Source organism: Clostridium amazonense, assembly GCF_056431285.1.
Genome location: NZ_JBWKMH010000033.1, coordinates 1,063,229 through 1,085,132, shown reverse-complemented (window position 1 = coordinate 1,085,132; position 21,904 = coordinate 1,063,229). Strand labels below are relative to the sequence as shown.

18 protein-coding genes, 1 pseudogene and 1 other annotated feature are annotated in these 21,904 nt (G+C 26.8%); of the genes and pseudogenes, 17 read left to right on the top strand and 2 right to left on the bottom strand.

Features of this window, described 5'->3' with window-relative positions:
- Positions 1 to 312: 312 nt before the first annotated feature.
- From AC07E4_RS19805 to AC07E4_RS19785, 5 genes are all read left to right on the top strand, one after another.
- On the top strand, positions 313 to 1,122 hold the full coding sequence (locus tag AC07E4_RS19805) for a RelA/SpoT domain-containing protein (RefSeq protein WP_478217272.1): 810 nt from the start codon (positions 313 to 315) through the stop codon (positions 1,120 to 1,122).
- Positions 1,123 to 1,592: 470 nt separating this feature from the next.
- On the top strand, positions 1,593 to 2,015 hold the full coding sequence (gene tnpA / locus AC07E4_RS19800; protein WP_478217282.1) for an IS200/IS605 family transposase: 423 nt from the start codon (positions 1,593 to 1,595) through the stop codon (positions 2,013 to 2,015).
- Positions 2,016 to 2,791: 776 nt separating this feature from the next.
- Positions 2,792 to 3,397 carry a TetR/AcrR family transcriptional regulator gene (locus AC07E4_RS19795; RefSeq protein ID WP_478217271.1) on the top strand — a complete coding sequence of 202 codons (606 nt, stop codon included), beginning with the start codon at positions 2,792 to 2,794 and terminating at the stop codon, positions 3,395 to 3,397.
- A 630-nt stretch (positions 3,398 to 4,027) separates the two neighbouring features.
- Entirely contained in the window at positions 4,028 to 4,282 is a 255-nt protein-coding gene (locus AC07E4_RS19790) for a hypothetical protein (RefSeq protein ID WP_478217270.1), read from the top strand.
- An 82-nt stretch (positions 4,283 to 4,364) separates the two neighbouring features.
- A complete protein-coding gene (locus AC07E4_RS19785; RefSeq protein WP_478217269.1) occupies positions 4,365 to 4,514 on the top strand; it encodes a hypothetical protein in 150 nt (49 codons plus the stop codon).
- A 182-nt stretch (positions 4,515 to 4,696) separates the two neighbouring features.
- Here the strand turns inward: AC07E4_RS19785 and AC07E4_RS19780 are convergent.
- A pseudogene (locus tag AC07E4_RS19780) lies at positions 4,697 to 5,706 on the bottom strand (IS6 family transposase).
- Positions 5,707 to 5,828: 122 nt separating this feature from the next.
- Between AC07E4_RS19780 and AC07E4_RS19775 the strand changes: the two are divergent.
- From AC07E4_RS19775 to AC07E4_RS19760, 4 genes are all read left to right on the top strand, one after another.
- On the top strand, positions 5,829 to 7,613 hold the full coding sequence (locus AC07E4_RS19775; RefSeq protein WP_478217268.1) for an ABC transporter ATP-binding protein: 1,785 nt from the start codon (positions 5,829 to 5,831) through the stop codon (positions 7,611 to 7,613).
- A complete protein-coding gene (locus AC07E4_RS19770; protein WP_478217267.1) occupies positions 7,614 to 9,362 on the top strand; it encodes an ABC transporter ATP-binding protein in 1,749 nt (582 codons plus the stop codon). It begins immediately after the preceding gene.
- A 12-nt stretch (positions 9,363 to 9,374) separates the two neighbouring features.
- Complete coding sequence (locus tag AC07E4_RS19765) at positions 9,375 to 10,733, top strand: MATE family efflux transporter (RefSeq protein WP_478217266.1); 1,359 nt, start codon at positions 9,375 to 9,377, stop codon at positions 10,731 to 10,733.
- Between the two features lie 416 nt (positions 10,734 to 11,149).
- On the top strand, positions 11,150 to 12,067 hold the full coding sequence (locus AC07E4_RS19760; RefSeq protein WP_040329969.1) for a DMT family transporter: 918 nt from the start codon (positions 11,150 to 11,152) through the stop codon (positions 12,065 to 12,067).
- Between the two features lie 54 nt (positions 12,068 to 12,121).
- Here the strand turns inward: AC07E4_RS19760 and AC07E4_RS19755 are convergent, their stop codons facing one another.
- A complete protein-coding gene (locus AC07E4_RS19755; RefSeq protein WP_478217265.1) occupies positions 12,122 to 12,637 on the bottom strand; it encodes a ferritin-like domain-containing protein in 516 nt (171 codons plus the stop codon).
- Positions 12,638 to 12,835: 198 nt separating this feature from the next.
- Here AC07E4_RS19755 and AC07E4_RS19750 point away from each other — a divergent pair, with 198 nt between their 5' ends.
- The 8 genes from AC07E4_RS19750 (at position 12,836) to AC07E4_RS19715 (ending at position 21,876) form a co-directional block, all read left to right on the top strand.
- Positions 12,836 to 13,915 (top strand): uroporphyrinogen decarboxylase family protein, encoded by a 1,080-nt coding sequence (locus tag AC07E4_RS19750; protein WP_040329970.1) that lies wholly within the window; start codon positions 12,836 to 12,838, stop codon positions 13,913 to 13,915.
- Between the two features lie 654 nt (positions 13,916 to 14,569).
- On the top strand, positions 14,570 to 15,547 hold the full coding sequence (locus AC07E4_RS19745) for a DUF4003 family protein (protein ID WP_040329971.1): 978 nt from the start codon (positions 14,570 to 14,572) through the stop codon (positions 15,545 to 15,547).
- Between the two features lie 408 nt (positions 15,548 to 15,955).
- Positions 15,956 to 16,324: a GntR family transcriptional regulator gene (locus tag AC07E4_RS19740; RefSeq protein ID WP_040329973.1), complete on the top strand. Its 369-nt coding sequence runs from the start codon at positions 15,956 to 15,958 to the stop codon at positions 16,322 to 16,324.
- Between the two features lies 1 nt (position 16,325).
- Complete coding sequence (locus AC07E4_RS19735) at positions 16,326 to 17,201, top strand: ABC transporter ATP-binding protein (RefSeq protein ID WP_040329974.1); 876 nt, start codon at positions 16,326 to 16,328, stop codon at positions 17,199 to 17,201.
- Positions 17,202 to 17,203: 2 nt separating this feature from the next.
- Positions 17,204 to 17,998, top strand: a complete 795-nt coding sequence (locus AC07E4_RS19730; protein ID WP_478217264.1) for a hypothetical protein — start codon at positions 17,204 to 17,206, stop codon at positions 17,996 to 17,998.
- 469 nt (positions 17,999 to 18,467) lie between these two features.
- Positions 18,468 to 18,941 carry an HAD family hydrolase gene (locus AC07E4_RS19725; protein ID WP_478217263.1) on the top strand — a complete coding sequence of 158 codons (474 nt, stop codon included), beginning with the start codon at positions 18,468 to 18,470 and terminating at the stop codon, positions 18,939 to 18,941.
- A gap of 92 nt (positions 18,942 to 19,033) precedes the next feature.
- Positions 19,034 to 19,260, top strand: a binding site (T-box leader).
- 173 nt (positions 19,261 to 19,433) lie between these two features.
- Positions 19,434 to 20,717 (top strand): aspartate--tRNA(Asn) ligase, encoded by a 1,284-nt coding sequence (gene aspS / locus AC07E4_RS19720; protein ID WP_478217262.1) that lies wholly within the window; start codon positions 19,434 to 19,436, stop codon positions 20,715 to 20,717.
- Between the two features lie 436 nt (positions 20,718 to 21,153).
- Positions 21,154 to 21,876 (top strand): LytR/AlgR family response regulator transcription factor, encoded by a 723-nt coding sequence (locus AC07E4_RS19715; protein ID WP_478217261.1) that lies wholly within the window; start codon positions 21,154 to 21,156, stop codon positions 21,874 to 21,876.
- The last annotated feature ends 28 nt before the right edge of the window (positions 21,877 to 21,904 follow it).

Sequence of the window (21,904 nt, the reverse complement as noted above, 5' to 3'; positions counted from 1 at the left end):
TTTTCACTCGTTCTTCCTCAGTATATTTTCTAATAAAATTTCCACTCATAATGCACCCCTCCATTCATTAATCTTAGTATAATTCCATTTGAATTATGAGTCTACATTTCTATAGGGGCCTATGAGCTGTCAATTGTCAATTTTCAATTGTCAACTGGTTCCAAGCATGATAATAGAATAAACTGTAAGATTAGTACTATCATTTGATAAAGATGTTATTCTGAATTTGAACTTGGAACCCTATATTACTTGAGTAAAATTTTTAATGTGTTAAAATTATAAATAAAAATATGTATTTGGAGTTATAACGTTATGAATAAAAAACTTATAAAGGAAGATTTCTTTAAAAAGTATTCTTTTGCAGAAGGCGAAATTGAAAAATATAATATAAATTGGGATACTTTAAGCAATATATATGAAGATTTTAATAGATATAAAGATACTTATGAAACCCAAGCAAATTTTATATCCAACACTCTTAGAAGACATAGTAAGATACATACTGTGAAAACAAGAGTGAAAAATGGAGAAAGGTTAATTGAAAAAATTATAAGAAAAACACCTAATAGAAAAGATAAGTATGGTGAAGATTTTGAATTTAATTTAGAAAATTACAAAGAAGAAATAAACGATTTAATAGGTATTAGAGCTATTCATATATTTAAACAAGATTGGGAAGAAATACATAAGTTTATTCTTAGCACATGGAAGGTAATTGAGATTACTGCAAATGTTAGAGAGGGAGACAATACAGATAGATTTGAAGAGTTAAATATAGAAATTCAATCAAGAAAATCAGGATATCGTTCAGTTCATTATCTTATAGAGTTTTATCCAACAAGCCAAAGAGTTATAGCAGAAATTCAAGTTAGAACTATATTTGAAGAAGGCTATGGAGAGATTGATCATCAATTAAGGTATTCTCACAAAGAAATTCCAGAGGTTTTAGAGTCTAATTTACTACTATTTAATCGTATAGCTGGAAGTGCTGATGAGATGGCATCCTTTATAAATTTACTTAGTAAAAATTGGAATGAGATGGAATGTGGATATAAATCTTTGATAAAGGAAAGAGAGGAGGAATTAAGGATTTTAAAGAAGAAACTAGAGGCATTAGAATAAAGATAATAATATGCACTTAAAAACAATGGAAACTAAAAGAAACTGTAATTTAAAAATTAGATTTAAGTTTACAAATTTAGCATACTTTGTATAATTTTAAATCCATCTCTGTATTAAATACAAATAATATAGTAAACTTTAGTGATATTAAAGTATTTTGAATGAATTAAAAAGTATGATAGTCTTTATAAAATGGTACGTATTAAAGACAATTAGTTTAAAGTAAAACATAATAAGTAAGAAAAGATAACATATCAAAATTAATTAATATAGCGAATACAAAAAAGTTGATTTTTTGTATTCGCTTTTTGTATATTGAATACCACTAGTTCAACTAATGGTTCTAAAAAGCTTATAGCTATGAGTAGAAAAAAGAAAAATAGGTTTGCCGACCAAAACTAAATTATATTGGAGGTGTCCAAATGGACAATAGTAGCTTAGCATATGGTAAATGGAATTGAAAATATCACATAGTTTTTGTACCAAAGTATAGAAGACAAATAATTTATGGAAAGATAAAAGTAGATATAGGAGTAATACTTAGAAAATTATGTGAACAAAAGGGAGTAGAAATAATAGAAGCAAATGCATGTAAAGATCATATACATATATTTGTAAGTATTCCACCAAAGTTAAGTGTTTCGCAATTTATGGGGTATTTAAAAGGTAAAAGTTCGCTTTTGATATTTGATAGACATACAAACTTGAAATATAAATATAGAAATAGACAATTTTGGTGTAGGGGATATTATGTTGATACAGTAGGAAGAAATAGAAAGATAATAGAAGAATATATGAGAAATCAAATACAAGAAGATTTTGCGTATGAGCAATTAAGTTTAAAAGAATATATAGACCCATTTACGTGCGAGCAAGTAAAAAAAGGTAGATAGAAAGCACCTTTTAGTTGCAGCCTGGAAAAGCATGCGGTTGGCAGACCGTTCAGAGTGCGAATAGCACTTGTCAGTAATATCCCCTTATATGGCTAGAGCAAACCACCCGTTTAACGGGTGGTTATGATTAAATTATGAAATTGTATTAAAAAATAGCATTAAGAATTATAGAATGTACATCAAAAAATAAATGAATAATACTAGATTTTGAATTGAATATGTCTAAAAGCTAGAATAGTATTAATAGGAATAATGATGAGAGTATCATAAGTATGCATAATGTAGAGAAAATGAAACATAAAAATTGTATATTAATAATGATTATCAATATACAATAAAATACAATATCATCAAGTAATATACTTATCTTAGTCTTAATTAACAATATGTTTTTTATGATTTAAAGAAGACTTGAAGTGAGTGGCTAGTTTTAAAAAAATTTAGATTTTCTAAATGAAATAATAGCTGTAGTTATCATTGGAGTAATTGAATATTTTAATGACCTTGATAAAAAGGAATTTTGCAATGTGTTAAACAAAAAAATTAACAAAGATGTTTAAATTTTTATAGGTAATTTAAATGACATGTATTAAATAATGAAGAAATTATAAATTATTTAGAGCAAATAGTTTTATGGGCGTTCAAATGGCAAATGAGTTTATACTAGCGTATAAAAATTAAATATTAAAAAATAGCATATTGAATGCATTATAAATTTATGGTACGATATATTCGACGGTATAGTCGGTTAAAATTTTTTTGTTAGGAGGATTTAAATGTGTGCAAGGTGTCGTCTTTCGGCGAATATTAGAAAGAAAGAAATATGTGAAGTTGCAAGAAAAGTTTTTCTGAAAAAAGGCTTTCAAAATACAACTATGGAAGATGTGATTAATGCAGTTGGTATGAGTAAAGGAGGTGTTTATTATCATTACTCAAACACGTCGGATATGCTGTACGATATAATGGCGCTAGGAAATGAATTTAGATTTGAAAAAGTCGAGAAGTTTATTTCTGAAAATACTGATAAAACAAGGGAAGAGCTTGTCATTGAATTAGTAATACTTAAGATATTTGATAAAAATGAATACAAATCTATTTATGCTATGTTTTTAATGGAAGCGGAGAAAAATGAACGACTAAAAGAACTTAAAGAAAGAATAGAAGAGGATTCAAAAAAAGCATTTTTAGATTTTGTTAAAGAAACTAATCTAGAAAATTTAAGTTGTCTTGTAAATAATGATTTTATGCAGTTAATAAATTCAATGATTGTTGCTGGAGAAATTTTAAATATTAGTGATATGTTTTTAACACAAAGCAATTTATTTAGAGAGATCATTTCATCATATCTGAAGAAAAATAGTGAAAACAAGATATTAGAATAGTGGGATTATGGGGAATAAAAAATTTGAAAAATTAAAGGTATATAAGGGCAGAAAATAACATGAGTTTAACAAAGTATAGTTAAGTTGGCGGTAGTTGATGTTATAGGATTTGTGCTAACAATGATATTAGGATTTTAAACAGGAAGTTTTGAAATGATTCCAAGTTTATACCTATCATCAGCATTACCTACAATAATTGTTGCACAAGTGTTTGTAATTATGTGTAAAACAATAGGATAGAGAGGAACTGCATTTTTATACTTCTTATTCATGTTTTTTTATAAAATAATAGGAATTTGGACTATAATTGCAATTTGTATTTTAGCAGAAATAGTTATTGGAAGTAAAAATAATTATGTTAAAAAAATATGAGAGTAGAAATTGCTTTTGGAGTAGGAATGTTTATTTATTTGTTATATGCTATGCAATTTATATTTATTTTTGGGGTAGAAGAATTAATAAATTAATCTCCAAATTTATTTAACAAAGAATATGCAAGTTTTTTTATATGAGTTCTATACGGTTAAAATATTTCAGTTTGTGCAATAATTGCAATTTTATAAGTTATAATAGTATCTTATTTTGGAACATATATTTATAATAAATTTTTTAACAATAGGAAGAGAAAAAGTGTTTTATAAAAAAGAAAACAAATTACAATATAAAATAAATCCTATTATAGTTGGGTTAATTATGTTATTTTCAATAATACTTACTATTGGAAATCAAATGGATTATGTGCTTGTTTTGATAATAAGCATGATTTACTTGGCAATTTTTTCATTGAAAAAAGCAATTAAAAGCTTAACAATAATTTTAGTTATATTGGGTTTGCTATATATAATAAAACCATATTTGAAAAATGTATTTTTAGGATCAATGTAAACTATGCTTATAATAATATTATAGAAAAGTAATTATATTAGATGAGCCCACATCGGGATTAGATTATAAAAGTATGAATGTTATGTCAGAGTTAATCACAGAAAAATCAAAAGAAGCTCTGTTTATTATAATAACACATGATTTAGAGTTACTATTTAAAACGTGTAAATCCGTATTAATAATAGATGAAAAACAGTATAAAGAGGTGAGTATTAAAGGAAATGAAAATTAATTTTCAACTTTATGGAAACAAATAAATTAGAATCTGTTAAGCTGATATGAAAAAAAAGCTTAATTTTTCATAGAATTACTCGCTCTTTGAAAATTATATAAGTTTGAATAATTTATTGCATGGCAAACAAGCCTGCAATAGAAATGATTTTTGCAGGTTAATCAAAGGTATTAAGCGTTTAATTACGCTGCTGAAAACCAAGAGTTTTTAGCTAAGCTATCGATTGCGAAGCCAGCAACTTCTGCTGGAGTGCAATTATTTAATGATCCATGTGGTCTAATGAAGTTATAGTGAAAAATAAATATATTAAGTTATTAGCTTTCTCAAAAGAATTGAGTCCTTTCTTAGCTTTATACCAAGCTTTAAATGTTTTATTGAAAGATTCAATTAAATTATTGTTTGTATCGCTAGACCTTGGAGCAACAGGAATATGCTTAGTATTTGGCAATACTGTAGCAGTAGCTTCGTTATACGAAGGTAGCCTATCGGTTATGAAATTAGTAGGTTCACCACAAGTTTTAGCTTCATTTTTTAATGTATAAGCTGAGTCAGAACTTCTAGATTTAGTTAAATGAAATGCTAAAATAAATTTGGTTTCTGAATTAATGGCTAAACATAGATAATATCTTTCACCATTAATGAAAACAACTGTTTCATCAGCGTGCCAATCGTCAGATTGTAGATTTAAAGTTTCTTTAAATTTATCGGCTTTCTGTTTAAAGAAAGGTGCAAATTTATTAGTCCGGCTTGCTATAGTAACATGAGAAACTTTAATATTTGAATTTATCATTAAGAATTGAGAAATCAATCTTGTTGATGAATTATTAATGAAGTATAAAGTTAATGCTGCTAATATAACATGAAGTGGAAATCGTACTCCTTTAATAGAAAGGTACCCGGTGGCCAATTTGCTAGATGAATCATCAATGTTAGTGGTATGATGCTTAACTATAATATGGTTACATTTTTTATTATTACACTTATAACGATTATAGTGCTTATAAGAATGATGTAAGTATGTACCTTTACCACACTTGGGGCAATTAGGATAATTCATTTTAGGTAGCCCGTCACCATTGCCTAGGGGGAATTGGCGTTTACATTGATACTTTTGATTAGCCTGCTTATCTAATCCAAACTTATATAGTTTATCGGAATGACAGCGAAGACATTTTATATTAGTTTTGTTCATTGTTCTTCTCTCCTTTTTTAGGAGGTATTATTTAGTTTGGCAAACCTATTATATTTCCTTAGGTTGAGAAGAGCAATGTTCATATAACTTAACAGAACGATAAATTATAAGAGGAGATAAATATGTTTAGTAAAATTTTTGAATATGCTGGACCGCATAAAAAATCTATTTATAGAGCCACTTTAATTATGATGCTTAGTGTTTTAATGGGAGTTTTACCTTTTGTACTAGTTTATCAAATTATTAAACCATTGGTTATAAATGAACAAATTGAAATAACTTATTTGTTTATTAGATTATTTGGAGTGCTTATTTGCTTGGTTTTACAAGCTATATTAAATGGATGTGGCTTAAATGTTTCACATAAGGCGGCTTATAACACTATCTTACGATTGAGAATAGAATTGCAAAAGTGTTTAGAAATTCTACCTTTAGGTGTTATTCAAGAAAAGGGAATTGGTACCATAAAAAAAATGTTTGTTGATGATGTAGACAGTTTAGAATTATTAATGGCACATTCATTGCCAGAAGGAATTGCAAATTTAATGGTACCATTAGTAGTATATATTGCAATGTTTTGCGTGGACTGGAAACTAGCATTAATGTCACTTGCTTCTATTCCAATTAGTATTTTAGCAATGATGATTATGTATTCTGTTGGTATGAAACAAATGGGACCATATTATATGGCAGGTCAAAAAATGAATAATACTATTATTGAGTATATTAATGGTATGGAAGTTGTTAAGGTATTCAATAAAACAGCGGATTCCTACGAGCGTTTTAGTAAAGATATTACAGATTATCGTGACTATACATTAGCCTGGTATAAAGCTGCGTGGCCTTGGATGTCTATATACAGTTGTCTTTTACCTTGTACAATAATTTTAACATTACCTCTTGGTGGGTGGTTTGTATATAGTGGTTTCTCAACGCTTCTAAATTTCATATTAATTTTATGCCTTTCATTAAGTATTGGGCTTCCTTTATTAAAAGCAATGGCATTTCTTCCAACAATGCCACAATTAAATTATAAAATTAGTATGCTAGAACAGGCTTTGAATGATGAACCATTGAAACAAAATCAAAATAATTTTATTGGGAAAGATTATTCAGTTGTGTATGAAAATGTAACATTTGGCTATCGGACAAGCAAAATTGGAGAAGATGGAAAGTCAATAATTAATATAAACAATGTTATAAATAATGTTAATTTTAAAGCAAATGCCGGTGAAAAAACAGCTTTAGTTGGTGAATCTGGTTCTGGAAAGAGTACACTTGCAAAACTTTTAATACATTATTATGACACACAGCAAGGAAGTATTTATATTGGTGGTCAAAATATATGTGATATGAGCCTAAATGACTTAAACAATCAAATTTCATATGTAGCGCAGGATCAATATTTATTTAATACATCCATTTTAGAAAATATTCGTATGGGAAGATTAAGTGCAAGTGATGAAGAGGTTATAGAAGCAGCAAAAAAAGCACAATGTATCGAATTTTTAGAAAAATTACCACAGGGTATACATTCTCTTGTGGGAAATGCAGGAAAAATGTTATCCGGTGGACAAAGACAACGAATTTCTCTTGCGAGGGCTATTTTGAAAGATGCACCTATTGTTGTTCTAGATGAAGCAACTGCTTATGCAGATCCAGAAAATGAAGAGAAAATGGAAGCTGCAATTTCAGAACTTGTAAAAGGTAAAACTTTAATTGTAATTGCACATATTTTATCAGCAATTATGAATGCTGATAAAATATGTGTTATGGCTAATGGATCTTTAGCTGCTGTTGGAAAACATAAAGAATTGTTAAATTCCTGTAAAGAATATCAGAAGTTGTGGAAAGCATCACAGTATAGTACTGAATGGAAAGTACAGACCACAGAGGAGGTGAAGTAGATGTTTGGATTATTTTCACGAATTATGAATCTTTCTGGGAAATATAAAGGGCGCATAAAGGGAGCATTTATATGTACATTTATAGAGTCTATTTTAAGTAAAATGCCTATTTTTTTGGCTTTTTATGTGTTGCTAGGATTTTATGAAAAAACAATAACTGAAAAAACTTTTATATATATTGGAATTACTCTTGTAATTATTGTTGTTATACAAACAATAATACATTTCTTTAGTAATCGCTTACAGAGTGCTTCTGGATTTATGATTTTTGCAGATAAACGTATGGAACTTGGTAATCACTTACGTAAACTTCCTATGGGATATTTTACATCTGGTAATATTGGAAAAATTAATTCAGTGCTAAGTACGGATATGGCATTCATTGAAGAAGTTTCAATGAGTACTATTGCAAATATGATGAGTTATATACTTTCAACTTTAGTGCTTTTAGTATTTATGTTCATTTTAGATTGGAGAATTGGAGCAGTTGCTTTAATAGTTACAATTATTGCTTCATTTATTGCTAAAAAAATGAATAAAGTATCATTAAATGAAGCTGTTGAAAGACAGGAACAAAGTGAAAAGTTAACTGATGCAGTTCTTTCTTTTACAGAAGGTATTAGTGTAATTAAAAGTTATAACTTACTTGGGGATAAATCTGAAGAATTAACAAATAACTTTAAAAAATCTAAAGATACTTCATTGGGCTTTGAAGAAAAAATGACACCTTGGATAAGATGCCTTAATATTCTTTATGCTATTGGTATTACAGTGATTTTATATTTATCAATTAGTCTAGAACAATCTGGCGTTTTATCTTTGCCATATCTTCTTGGCATATTGTTATTTGTGTTTGATCTTTTTGGACCATTGAAAGCTCTTTATAGCGAGGCAACTAGATTAACAGTTATGAATGCTGCATTGGATCGTATAGAAGCTGTTTTAAATGAAAAAGAATTACCAGAGTTTGGAACAAAATATATTCCTAAGGAAAATTCAGCTGAATCAGAAATTATGTTTAAAAATGTAACTTTTGCTTATCAAGAAAAAGAGGCATTACATGATATTAGTTTTGAAATGAAGAAGAATAGTATGACGGCTTTAGTGGGACCATCCGGTAGTGGAAAATCTACAATTGCAAATTTATTAGCTCGTTTTTGGGATGTAGAGTCTGGAGAGATAACTATTAGAGGAACAGATATCTCAAAGGTTTCACTGTCTGAACTTATGGATCAAATTAGCATGGTATTTCAAAGAGTATATCTTTTCCAAGATTCAATTTACAATAATATATGTATGGGAAATCCCAACGCTACAAAAGAAGAAGTTTATGAAGCTGCAAAAAAAGCACGGTGTTATGACTTTATAATGGAACTCCCAGAGGGATTTGAAACATTAGTTGGCGAGGGTGGGACAACTTTATCAGGAGGAGAAAAACAGAGAATATCGATAGCTCGTTGTATTCTTAAAGATGCCCCTATTGTAATTCTTGATGAAGCAACTGCTAGTGTTGACGTTGATAATGAAAGTTATATTCAAGAGGCGATAAATGAATTGGTTAAAGGAAAGACCTTATTAGTTATTGCACATAGGTTAAATACTATAAAAGCAGCAGATAAAATTTTAGTTGTTTGTGATGGTAAAATTGTAGAAAGTGGAACACATAATGAACTGATGGAACAATACGGTATATATGAAAAAATGATAGAAATAAAAAATGGCTCAAATAATTGGAAACTTGTGAATTAGGAGGATGTTGTAATGAAGAAAGATATAAAAGAACAGTTACTAACAAAAAGACCAATAGATTTATTGTTTCAATTATCTATTCCGGCTGTAATAGGAATGATTGTAATTGGACTATATCCATTGATGGATGGGATATTTGCAGGCAATATTATAGGACAAAATGCAATGACAGCTTGTGGTGTTGCTATGCCACTTACTTTTCTAAATAGTGGAGTATCTACACTTCTTGGAGTTGGTTCTGCATCGATTCTTTCAAGAGCATTAGGAAAAGGGGATAAAAAAACTGTTGATAAAATGATGGGAAATCTTATCTTTTGGGTAATACTACTATCTTTAATCATCACAGTAGTAGGTATATTGATTGCTCCACACTTTCTTACAATGGTGGGAGCAAAAGGAGAAATTAAGGATTTGGGAGTTCGATATTTACGAGTTATTCTTATTGGTTCTTTATTCGTAAATTTTACTCAAAGTGCAAATATGGTTATGCGTGGTGAAGGGTTTATGAAAAGAGCTATGATGATTATGGGGCTCGGTGCATTATTAAATATTATACTTGATCCAATTTTTATGATTGCAATGGGAGATAAAGGTATAGAAGGCGCTGCACTTGCAACAATTACAGCTCAATTTGTTCAAGCAGTTGCAACATTGTATTACTTTAAAAATAAAAGTAAAACTGTAAAAATAAATAGAATAAAGTCTGATAAAAATATTGCTTCTGAAATGTTTGCAATAGGATCATCAGCGATGATGATGCAAGTATTATTTATGATTCAGCAAACTATGTTATATAAAATGGCATTTAAATATGGTGGAGATAATAATGGTATTTTAATGGCTGCATCACTAAGAATTTATGCTTTCTCATTTATTCCATTATGGGGAATGAGTCAGGGGTTACAGCCTGTTATTGGAACTAACTTTGGAGCAAAAAAGTATGACAGAGTTAAAGAATCAATGAAGGTATTTTCTTTAGGAGGATTGATTCTTGCAGCAGTATTTTGGATTCCAGCACTTGTGTTTTCAAGCCAAATTTTATCTTTGTTTGGAGTGGAAGCAGATATAATATCTCAAGGAGTAAATAACTTTAGATTATTCTACTGTGTATTTATTTTATATGGAATTATGGTAATGACTATTACATTTTTCCAATCCATAGGTAATGGTAAGAAAGCTGGAATTATCGTTATGTTAAGACAGTTTATAGTCTTTGTTCCAGCGATAATTTTACTTCCTAAAATATTTGGCGTGAGTGCAGTGTGGTATACGCAGCCACTTGTTGATTTTATTATGATAATTATAGGGATTATTATGATGTTGAATGAGCTTAAAAAAATTAGTAAACAAGAATACTCTCATAATTGTTAAAATCAATAAACTAGCTAAGAAGTAAGTTTCTTGGCTAGTTTATTTTTAATATTTTAAAATTTAATTGAAATAAATGATATGAAATTCTAAATTAATATGGAAATAAAATTAATCAGAAGGTAGTTAATTTATGTTTGCAAAAAAGATATATATGAAATTATAAAATGGTAGTTACTTATATTATGGCGGATATTTATGATGTTGGAGAACACTGTTTTGAAAATCATATTGTTTCCTAAAATTATCACATTACAGGATTCTGATATAGGAGTTATTAGATTAGCAATACAGTATATTTTAAAATAATATTTAAGGTTTAGAAATTAAATTAATTCCCCAAAAAATACTATTACTTTTATATGTATTTTGTAATATAATTCAATAGGAAAATAAATTTATTTATTGGAGGGGGAGAAATGAAGGATAGAAACAAAGGAATATTATTAGTTGTAATTGCTACAATTTTTTGGGGCATAATGGGAGTGACGAGTAGAAGTTTAGCTAATGCAGGCTTAGATCCAATGAGTATATCTTTTTTTAGATGTATAATAGCAAGTGTAGGATTTTTATTATGGCTTCTTAAAACTAACAAAGAAGTTTTAAAAATTGATAAAAAAGGAATTATAGTATGTAGTTTATATGGAATATTTACATTTGCATTATGCTTTGTTGCATTTAATATGTCGGTGGCTAAAATTCCAATATCTATAGCCACAGTTTTAATGTTTACGAATCCAATATGGGTTACTATTTTTAATGCCATATTCTTCAAAGAAAAAATAACATTAAGAAAAATAATTGTAATTATATTTGCTATGATAGGTTGTTTATGTATAGCAAATGTATTTAGTGGTGAAAAAATACAATTAGACACTATAGGGGTAATAGCTGGTGCTGTAACAGGGATACTGTTTGCTTTGCAAATTGTTATACCAAGGTTTTTTGAAAATACATATAAAAAAGATACAATGCTTATATATGGATTTATAGCAGGAACAATATTTTTAGCACTATTTACTGATTTTTCAGCTATTAATAAAGCAATTAGCACTAATTCTGAGCCAATAAAAGTTATATTAAATATATTATCCATAGGACTTTTAAGTACATTTATATCAAACACTTTTTATGTAAAGGCTACGGAATATATAGATACAGGGCTTACAAGCATATTAGTTGCTTTAGAACCAGTGCTTGGAAGTATATTTGCATTTATAATATTTGGTGAGACTTTAAATGGAATTCAAATATTTGGTGCATTAATAATTGTACTTTCAGCAATGTTGCTTGAATGTGATTTTAAGAGATTTAAAATATTAAAATTTAGCAAATAGATAAATAAGAAATGATAATGTGAAGTAATTTTTACATTATCATTTCTTATTTTTTTATATGAGCTTTTCATATAAATTACTAAATAATTTTAAATGAAGTTCTTCATCCATTATAATTCGTTCTATTATGGCTTTAATGTACTTATCATCTATTAAAGCTAAAGTTTGAATATATTGTTCAATGGCTTTTTCTTCAGCATCAATATCATCTAAAATCATCTCAGGTAAAGTCTTTCCATAATCTATAAATTTAGGGGTCCAATCTAGAAATTTACCTTTTCTGTTTATACCATATTTAGGACTACAACCAAGTAAAGTTACAATTTCACCAAGCATTTGTAAGTGCATCATTTCTATCATTGCAATTCCTTTAATAGTTAATGAAACTTCAGTATTATCATGAAATGCATATATTTCATGATAAATATATTGAGTAACTGCAGTAAACTCAGAAACCATTCCACTGTAATTTTGAAGAATTAAGTTAGCATATTTAGAATTTTTACTTTCAACTTTAATAGGAGGATAAGGCAAATTTACTTTAAATTTATCCATATTCATAGATGTCATAATTATCTCCTTATATAAAATAATTTTAATAGTATTTTATTCTTGGAAAATTTTAATAGAACAAGAAAAAACTATATCAATTTCTAATAGAAAATAATCATTTATAGAAATTTCATATGATTAATCAAAAGTAATTTAATAAATGTAATATATAGATATAAGCAAATAAAATTATTATGTTATAGGGTGGTATGAAAGATGTATAAAGATAAGATGACTCCAATGGAAAGAGCAAGAGCAATTACAAGAGGAGAAGAAATTGATAGAATTCAATGTAATCCTAATATTGCAAATGGAAGTGCAAAATATACAGGGTTCAAGATAGGTGATTTTAATACTGATGCAAAAGCACTTGCTAAGGCAACTATAGATACATATAAAAAATTAGGTTATGATAGTGTACGAGTTTTCACTGATTTATTTATTTTAGCAGAAGCTATGGGTGCTACTATGAAATATCCAGAAGATAATACTGTAGATTTGTTAAAACCAGCTATTGATGATATTAAGGATATAAATAAAATAAAAACAATAAATCCATACAAAGATGGAAGAATACCAGTTCAATTAGAAGCTATGAAGAGGGTCGTAGATGAAATTGGAGATGAGGTTCCTTGTGCTACAGCAATAATAGGGCCTTTTACTAATGCATCTTTTTTAATAGGTGCAGAGAAGTTAACTAAAATGCTTATAAAAGATGAAGAATCTGTATTTAAACTTATGGATATATCACTTGAAAGTTGTTTTAGATTTATAGATGCTGCAATAGAAACGGGAATAGGATTTAGTATTTCAGAACCTATGGCGTCATGTACTGTTATAAGTCCTAAACATTTTAAGAAATTTGTTAAACCATATTTAGAAAAAGTAATAGAATATTTAGCACTAAAAAATAAGAAAACGGCTATACATATATGTGGGAAAACGGAAGGACTTTGGGATGATCTTAGTAAGATGGGATTTAGTGGTTTTAGCATAGATAATGTTGTAAGTTTAAAAGACTGTGTAGATAAAATAGGTAGTGAAATAAAGATAATGGGTAATATTCATCCAACAACAGTAATGTACAGTGGAACAGTTAATGAAGTTAAAGTGGAAAGTTTAAAATGTATTAAGGATGGATATAAATCACCAAAGGGGTATTTGTTAATGTCAGGATGTAGCTTGCCAGTAGAAACAGATATAAAGAATTGTGAAGCAATGATGGATATAGTAAGAGAACTTGGTTGGCCAATTACTGATGAAAAAATAGAGAATTTAATAAAAAAATATATTTAAAAAATAGCTGAGTTTTTCTCGGCTATTTTTTTATTTAAAGGTTAGTTTTGAATACTGTTAAATTTTGATATGTATACAAAATGAGTGTTATTAAGAGAGAAATTTAATATAGATAGCTTGGATAATTTAAATAAATATAGTAAAGTAAAGCTATATAGGGTTACTGAAGAATGAAATTATTCAAATATAAAATTAGAGTTTTAATTAATTAAATAATTAAATTGAAATTTGAAAGTGAATATTAGAATGGAGTTTCTAAGTATTGTTATTCTAAAATGTCATTACTACATTTGCATGAGAGAATTCATTCTTGCCAAACATTATTAGAAAATGTTGTTTTTAAGCGTTTATATACAAAGCAAAGACCGCCAAGGTTAAAACCTCAGCTACGAAGGTACTATAGCTTTTATCTACAAAGGAAAAATAAAATATTACAATTGAACTATATGAGAGGGTTCAACCTTGCCTAGCGACATTTGGATATATTATCTTATAATTCTAAATGTATTCCTATTATTATATATAGAACCAATTGATAATTATTCATTGTCAATTTTAAAAATATAGATTTAAAATTAATATTAAGATTCTTAATTTAAATATGTATGAATTATAATTCAAGTTTGGAGTTCTAGAGTTAAAGGAGATGTGGAAATGATTAAAAATGTATGTGATTTATTAGTTAAAAATTCAGATGAAGTTAAGAAGGCAACAGGGTTTTGGGGTTATGATATGATGAATAAAGCAGCAGCTTTATCAGCTACATTAAAAGGTGAAGTTTTGGATTCAGAAAAATTAAAAGAAAAAATAGAGATGATAAAAAAGAACACTTCAGCATTTTCATATTTTAGAGGTATAACTCAAACAATTTTAGCAATGGAATGTTCTATAAATAATTATGAGAAAGACGATTTGCTGAATATATTAGAAATATATAAATCTCTTAAAAGCGAAGGTGCATCAAGCTCAGAATATTTAGTTACATGTGCTTTAAACATATATAAAAATAGATATAAGTTTGAAATTTCAAGTATGGTTAGAAAAACTAGAGAAACTTATAAAGTTATGAGAAAAAATCATCCATTTTTAACTGGTGCAGAAGATTATATTATGGCGAGTATAATATCATTTAAAGCTATTAATATAGATGATGCAACAGTTGAGATTGAAAAGTGTTATAGGTATTTAAAAGAAAGATTTATGGCAAGTGATGAACTTCAAACATTATCTCATATTATGTATTTTGTGCCTGGGGAAGCTAAAGAAAAATGTTATGGAACAATTAATTTATATGATATGTTTAAAAATGAAAAAATTAGAGTTAGATATGTAAAAACATTATTACCAATTTTAGATTTAGTTTGTGAAGATAAGGGAAGATTAATAGAAGAAATTAAAAATACTGATGAGTATTTAAAACAATTTAAAGGATTTGGAAATTTATCATTAGGAAAAGATCTAAGATGTCTATTTGCTGCAAGTATTATATTGTCCGAAAATAGTAAGGAATATATTGATGAGATAAGTGGAATTTCGGAAAGTATAATTACTAATATTATAATAGCTATGCAAATAGCACTAATGACTGCAGTAATAGCTTCATCAGCTGCAGCAGCGAATAGTTCATCATAAGGAAATTTATCAAAATAAATTATTCAAAACTTTAAAATTAAATATAAAAAGATAATATAGGAATACAAGTTTGAACTTTAAGTTATTCATGTTTCAGTTGAGAAAGAACAATTTGAAGTGGTATACAAAATTAACTATTAATTGTTAATTGGTTCCAAGTATAATAATAGAATAAACTATAAGATTAGTAGTATCATTTAAGAAAGATGTTATTTAAAACTTGAACTTGGAACCCTATAGAATAATAAATAAACAAATTAAGTTTATAGACAAAGCGTGTGAAAACATGCTTTTTTTATTTTTTATAAAAATATGGTTGCATTTTTATTTAATAGTAGTATTATATAAGTATATGTTAGTTAGTTAAGTAATTAACCACTACACTAATAAGGTAGGTGAGACTAGAAAATGAAATTAATATTAAATGAAAATGAACCGATATTTACCCAAATAGCTAGAACTATAGAAGATGAAATAATAAGTGGGGGAATAGCTGAAGAGGACCAAATTCCATCTACAAATGAATTATCTAAGTTATATAAAATTAATCCAGCAACTGTTCTTAAAGGTATAAATACATTAGTTGAAAGAAATATATTATATAAAAAGAGGGGTATTGGAATGTTTGTATGTGAAGGAGCTAAGAAAATTATAAAAGATGATAGAAAACAAAGCTTTAAAAATATATTCTTGAAAAATTTATTAAAAGAGGCAGAAACATTAGAGATAAGCAAAGAAGAATTAGTAGAAATGATTAGGAGTTGTAAGGAGGATTAAAATGGATAAAATAATTGAAGTAAAAAATTTATCATATACTTTTAATAAAACACAAGCTTTAAAAAACTTATCTGTTAACTTTGAGGAAAATAAAATATATGGATTATTAGGAAAAAATGGAGCTGGAAAAACAACATTAATAAATATAATTACTAGACAACTTATAAATAAAGAAGGAGAAATAAAAATATTTGGTAAGTCCATAAATGAAGATATTACTTTGTTACAAGATTTATGCATAGTAAAAGAAAGAGAATTTTACAATTTAGATAAAAAAGGAAGAGATGTATTAGATATATACAGTTTATTCTACAAAGATTATGATAAAGAATTAGAGAAAAAATTATGTGATTTTTTTGAATTACCATTAAAAAAAAGTTATAAAAAGTACTCTAGAGGTATGAAAACATTAATATCTAATATAATAGGAATTTGTTCAAATGCAAAAATAACTATATTTGATGAACCAACAATAGGTCTAGATGCAGTTAATAGAGAACATTTTTATAATATTTTATTAGAAGAATATATAAAAAAACCTAGAACTATAATAATTTCAACACATCTTATAGAAGAAGTAGATAATTTACTTGAACATGTAGTTATAGTAAATAAAGGAGAAGTTATTTTAGATGAAGATATAGATAATATAAAGCAGAAATCATATTTTATAACAGGAAAAAAAGAAGATTTAAGTAGTTTAAAAATATTAAATGATAAAAAACCTAAACAAGAATTTGGAAGCACAGAGGTATATTCATATTATGGTGAACTTTCTGATGAAGATTTAAATACTATTGATGAGTTAAATATAAATTTAGAACCTATGGGACTTCAAAAATTATTTATAGAAATGACAAAAGGAAAGGAGTACTAATCATGGATAATTTAAAAACGTATTTAAACTTCTTTAAAAGAAACTATAAAAAAGATTATATTACTTATGCAATCACAGTAACTATTATAAGCTTAATATTGGTTGTTTTTACTATATGGACAAGTAAAGTATCATTAGCACCAGAAATGTCCTTTGCTTATTCCATAAGTGGCTTAAATTTAATATTTCTATTTGTTATGGGAATACTGTGGGGAAGTAAAGATTTCGCAGGAGCTATGACTATAAGAAGTGATAGGAAAAGTTATTTTAAAGCAATGATTATATTTTCAATAATATCAATTTTGATAATGTATGTATTAGATATGTTTGTTGTAGTAACTTCGAATATAGCTATAACTACTTTTACAGATAATGTAAAGGTAAATTCAATTAATATATTAAATCTTAGTAATAGTTTTAATTTAGATGGAGATGTAATTAATAATTTAATCAAAAATATGAATGGATTGCAAATATTTATACTTAGTATTATTAAAAGTTTTATGATTATGGTATTTGGAACTTTTTTAGGCTCTTTTGCATATAGGCTGAGAAAAGCAACTGCCGTTATTATATATATAGGTATGCCTATGTTATCTGTAGCATTATTAGCTAAAATAGTAATAGTGCTTAATGATAGCACATTAGTTAAAATAAACAATCTAATATCAAGTATTGCAAGTAATTTTTATGCATTAAGTTTATTTTATATAATAATGTCAATTGTGTTTATAGGTTTATCTTATTTATGTTTAAGAAAAGCACCTATAGGGGAATATGCACATGATTGGTTATAATTCAAAGTAAAAGATATAAAATTTGAAATTATTATAAAAATTAATTCAAAAAAACTGAAAGCTTAGTTTTAAAGAATGTAAAAAAATTAAATTTTATAAAATATCCTAAGAAATAATTATATTTACTATATAAAACTATGGTTAATAAGAATATTATAATGGGGAATTTATTCTCCAAAATAAACTTTTTATAGATAAATATTATATTAACTTTATTTGAAGTGCAAATAAAACATTGTAGCGGGGATTTCAATCCCCGAGGATATTTTAGTCTTGTTAATTGGCTCCCAAAATGATAATAGAATAAACTATAAGCTTAGTAGTATCATTTGATAAAAATATTATTTTTAATTTGAACCTATATAAGTGATATCTTTTCTTTTATTGGATTTAGTAATAATTGTAGAATTTAAAATGAAAATGATTTAATATAGCAAAAGGATAATAAAGTTTATAGGATGTGAAATTTTTGATTAATTTTAATGTACCAGGTGAAGGTGAATTTCAAATAAAAAATTTAGTATTTGATTTTAATGGGACTATTGCTAAGGAGGGATTAGTGTTAGAAGATTTTAAGGTAAAAGTAGAGGAGTTATCTAAAAAAGATGTAAATATTTTTGTAGTTACAGCAGATACATATGGTTCAGTTAGAGAGCAGTGCAAAGACTTGCCATTACAAATAAAAGTTTTTGATAAGGACAATGCAGCAGTTGATAAAAGAAGAATTGTTGAAATGTTGAGTTCAAAAAATACTGTAACTATTGGAAATGGAAATAATGATGCTTTAATGTTTAAAGAGAGTGTATTAAGTATATGTATTATAGGGCATGAAGGCTGTAGTACAAAAGCTCTTTTAAATTCAGATATTGTGGTTAATAATATAATTGATGCAATAGATTTGTTATTAAATGTTAACAGATTAAAAGCTACTTTAAGAGGGTAAAACTTATTATGAAAAGACAAAAAAATCAGAAAATAAACAATTAGTAGTTGACATAGTTAATATTTAGGCATATTATACATATAATATAAAAATTAAATTCAATGAAGAGAAGAGTAAATATTAATTAATATTCAAAGCGAGTAGAGAAATGGTGAAAGCTCTATAAGAAAATTATTATTGAAAGACATCTCAGAGAAGTTTGTTTGAAAAAGCTTTTTAGTAGAACAAATCGGATTCCACCGTTATAAGGATTAGAGATAACTTAAAAATTTAAGTTAAATTAGGATGGTACCGTGAAATTAATGCTTTCACTCCTATTATTAGGAGTGGAAGCTTTTTTTATTAGAGTTGGGCCCAATCAGTAAAAATACATTGTACAATTTTAATTTATATTTGTTTAAGTTAAAAAGAGTGGCAACGCGAAATTTTCGCCTCTTGAATTTGTTAATAACAAGTTCAAGGGGCGCTTTTTATTGAAAAGGAGTGATTTTTATGAAAAGAATAATGATAAATAAATTATATAAATATATTAATGAAAAGGTATTGATAAAGGGATGGATATATAGAGTTAGAAAACTTAAATCTATAACATTTGTAATTGTAAGAGATAGAAGTGGTTTAGTTCAATGTGTATTAGATAATACGGATGAATTTAATTTAAGACTAGAATCAGTTATAGAAATTGAAGGTAAAGTTAGATATGGAAAGAATAAATTTGCAGATTTTGAAATTGGAGTTGAAAATATAAAAATTTCAAATGAAGTTAAATATGAGTTGCCAATAGAGATAAATAAAGATGGGTTGGAAGTAAATTTAGACACTATGCTTAACAATAGAGTTTTAAGCTTAAGAAATCAAAAGAAAAATGCAATATTTAAAATAGAGGGGTTAATTGCACAGGGATTTAGAGAATTTTTAATAAATGAAGGATTTACTGAAATTTTCACACCTAAAATAGTTTCTGAGGGTGCTGAAGGTGGAACTGAAATGTTTGAGGTTAAGTATTTTGAAAACAAAGCATATTTAGCTCAAAGCCCACAATTTTATAAGCAAATGATGGTGGCGGCAGGATATGAGAGAGTATTTGAAGTTGGTGCTGTTTACAGGGCTGAAGAGCATAATACTAATAGGCATTTAAATGAATATATAAGTATGGACCTTGAAATGGGATTTATAGAAAATGAAGAAGAAATTATGGCTATGGAAGAAAATTTATTAAAATACATTTTAGAAAAGTTATTGAAAGAAGGAAAATTGTATATTGATATTTTAGAAGCACAAGTTCCTAAAATAGAGAATACTATACCAAGGGTATCATTTAGTGATGCAATAGAAATATTAAAAGATAAATATAACAAAAATGACTTAGAAGGGGATTTAGATCCAGAAACTGAAAAACTTTTAGGAAAGTATGCAAAGGAATATTTAAATAGTGATTTTATATTCTTAACAGACTATCCAAGAAGAAAGAGACCAATGTATACAATGCCCAAAGGTGAAAATATAACACATAGTTTTGATTTATTGTTTAGAGGACTTGAAATAACAACTGGAGGACAAAGAATTCATGATTATAATATGTTATTAGAAAATATAAAATATAAGGGATTAAATCCTTATAACTATGAGGGATATACCAATGTATTTAAGTATGGAATGCCTCCGCATGGTGGATTAGCTATAGGTCTTGAAAGGCTTACAGCACAAATTTTAAATATTTCAAATGTAAGAGAAACATCATTGTTTCCAAGAGATAGAACAAGACTTATACCATAAATATAATTTTAAATATATACAAAATAATAAATAATCATAAATAATATACATGATGTATAGATATAAATTAAAGGAGCTTTTTAGTAGTTCCTTTAATTTATTCATATTTCAATTGATAATTTTATTGCTAAATTTTAATTTATGTTTTTAAAATTGACAATGGATAATTGACATTGGACAGTGAATGTGAAATTTGAATTTCCAATTTAAAAGAATGATTTTTTTTTATTAGATTTGAATATATACTATCATTTTTCACTCTTACTTATTACTTGGTTCCCCATATAAAATAAACATGAATTTAACTTGAAATATTAGATTACAAAATTTACAATATATATGATATATCTAAAAATAAGTACATATATAGAGAATAAATATATAAATTTTAAATATATATTGAAACTCTATGATTGGGTTAATTGGGGGGATATTTATGGAATATAATATTGCTATATGTGATGATGAAAAAATTTTTAGAGAGATAATTAAAGATAATATAAAGCTTGTGTATAATAAGATAAAAAATAAGGCTAATGTTGATGAATTCAGTAGCGGAGAGATCTTAATCTGTGAAGTGAAGGAAAACCCCCAAAAGTATGATATATATTTCTTAGATATAATAATGAAAAAGATTAACGGAATAGATATAGCAAAAGTTATAAGAAGTTATAATCCACTTGCAATAATCATTTTTATAACATCGTCTAAAAAACACGTGTTTCAAGGTTATGATGCAGGTGCATTTAATTACTTATTAAAACCTATAGATGAAAATAAATTTAATGAAGTTTTTTTCAATGCAATAAATATTATAGAGTTAAGAGAAAAAGAATTTTTTGTATGCAAATATAAAAGCACTATAGCTAAGATATTGTTAAGAGATATAGAGTTTTTTGAAAGCGAAAAAAGAGTGGTAAAAATTCATACAAAAGATAAAGAGTATATATTTTATGGAAAGTTATCAGATGTGGAAGAAGGATTAAATAAAAAAAGTTTTATTAGATGCCATAAAAGTTATATAGTTAATATAACTAAAATAAAAGAATTGGACAAGATGATACTTTTACTAGAGTCAGGAAAAGAAATACCAATAAGCAAAACATATTTGGAGAACACTAAAAAAGGATTTATAGAATATTTAGGTGAGTGGTGGTAAAATAACTAAAGGAGATGCAGAGGCATCT

What these genes read in the sequence shown, in the direction of transcription:
- AC07E4_RS19765 (WP_478217266.1), top strand. Translation starts at nt 9,375, where the DNA reads ATGAAGAAAGATATAAAAGAACAGTTACTAACAAAAAGACCAATAGAT.
- AC07E4_RS19730 (WP_478217264.1), top strand. Translation starts at nt 17,204, where the DNA reads ATGGATAATTTAAAAACGTATTTAAACTTCTTTAAAAGAAACTATAAA.
- AC07E4_RS19775 (WP_478217268.1), top strand. Translation starts at nt 5,829, where the DNA reads ATGTTTAGTAAAATTTTTGAATATGCTGGACCGCATAAAAAATCTATT.
- AC07E4_RS19760 (WP_040329969.1), top strand. Translation starts at nt 11,150, where the DNA reads ATGAAGGATAGAAACAAAGGAATATTATTAGTTGTAATTGCTACAATT.
- aspS (WP_478217262.1), top strand. Translation starts at nt 19,434, where the DNA reads ATGAAAAGAATAATGATAAATAAATTATATAAATATATTAATGAAAAG.
- AC07E4_RS19755 (WP_478217265.1), bottom strand. Translation starts at nt 12,637, where the DNA reads ATGACATCTATGAATATGGATAAATTTAAAGTAAATTTGCCTTATCCT.
- AC07E4_RS19795 (WP_478217271.1), top strand. Translation starts at nt 2,792, where the DNA reads ATGTGTGCAAGGTGTCGTCTTTCGGCGAATATTAGAAAGAAAGAAATA.
- AC07E4_RS19715 (WP_478217261.1), top strand. Translation starts at nt 21,154, where the DNA reads ATGGAATATAATATTGCTATATGTGATGATGAAAAAATTTTTAGAGAG.
- AC07E4_RS19745 (WP_040329971.1), top strand. Translation starts at nt 14,570, where the DNA reads ATGATTAAAAATGTATGTGATTTATTAGTTAAAAATTCAGATGAAGTT.
- AC07E4_RS19750 (WP_040329970.1), top strand. Translation starts at nt 12,836, where the DNA reads ATGTATAAAGATAAGATGACTCCAATGGAAAGAGCAAGAGCAATTACA.
- AC07E4_RS19805 (WP_478217272.1), top strand. Translation starts at nt 313, where the DNA reads ATGAATAAAAAACTTATAAAGGAAGATTTCTTTAAAAAGTATTCTTTT.
- AC07E4_RS19770 (WP_478217267.1), top strand. Translation starts at nt 7,614, where the DNA reads ATGTTTGGATTATTTTCACGAATTATGAATCTTTCTGGGAAATATAAA.
- AC07E4_RS19735 (WP_040329974.1), top strand. Translation starts at nt 16,326, where the DNA reads ATGGATAAAATAATTGAAGTAAAAAATTTATCATATACTTTTAATAAA.
- AC07E4_RS19785 (WP_478217269.1), top strand. Translation starts at nt 4,365, where the DNA reads ATGTCAGAGTTAATCACAGAAAAATCAAAAGAAGCTCTGTTTATTATA.
- AC07E4_RS19740 (WP_040329973.1), top strand. Translation starts at nt 15,956, where the DNA reads ATGAAATTAATATTAAATGAAAATGAACCGATATTTACCCAAATAGCT.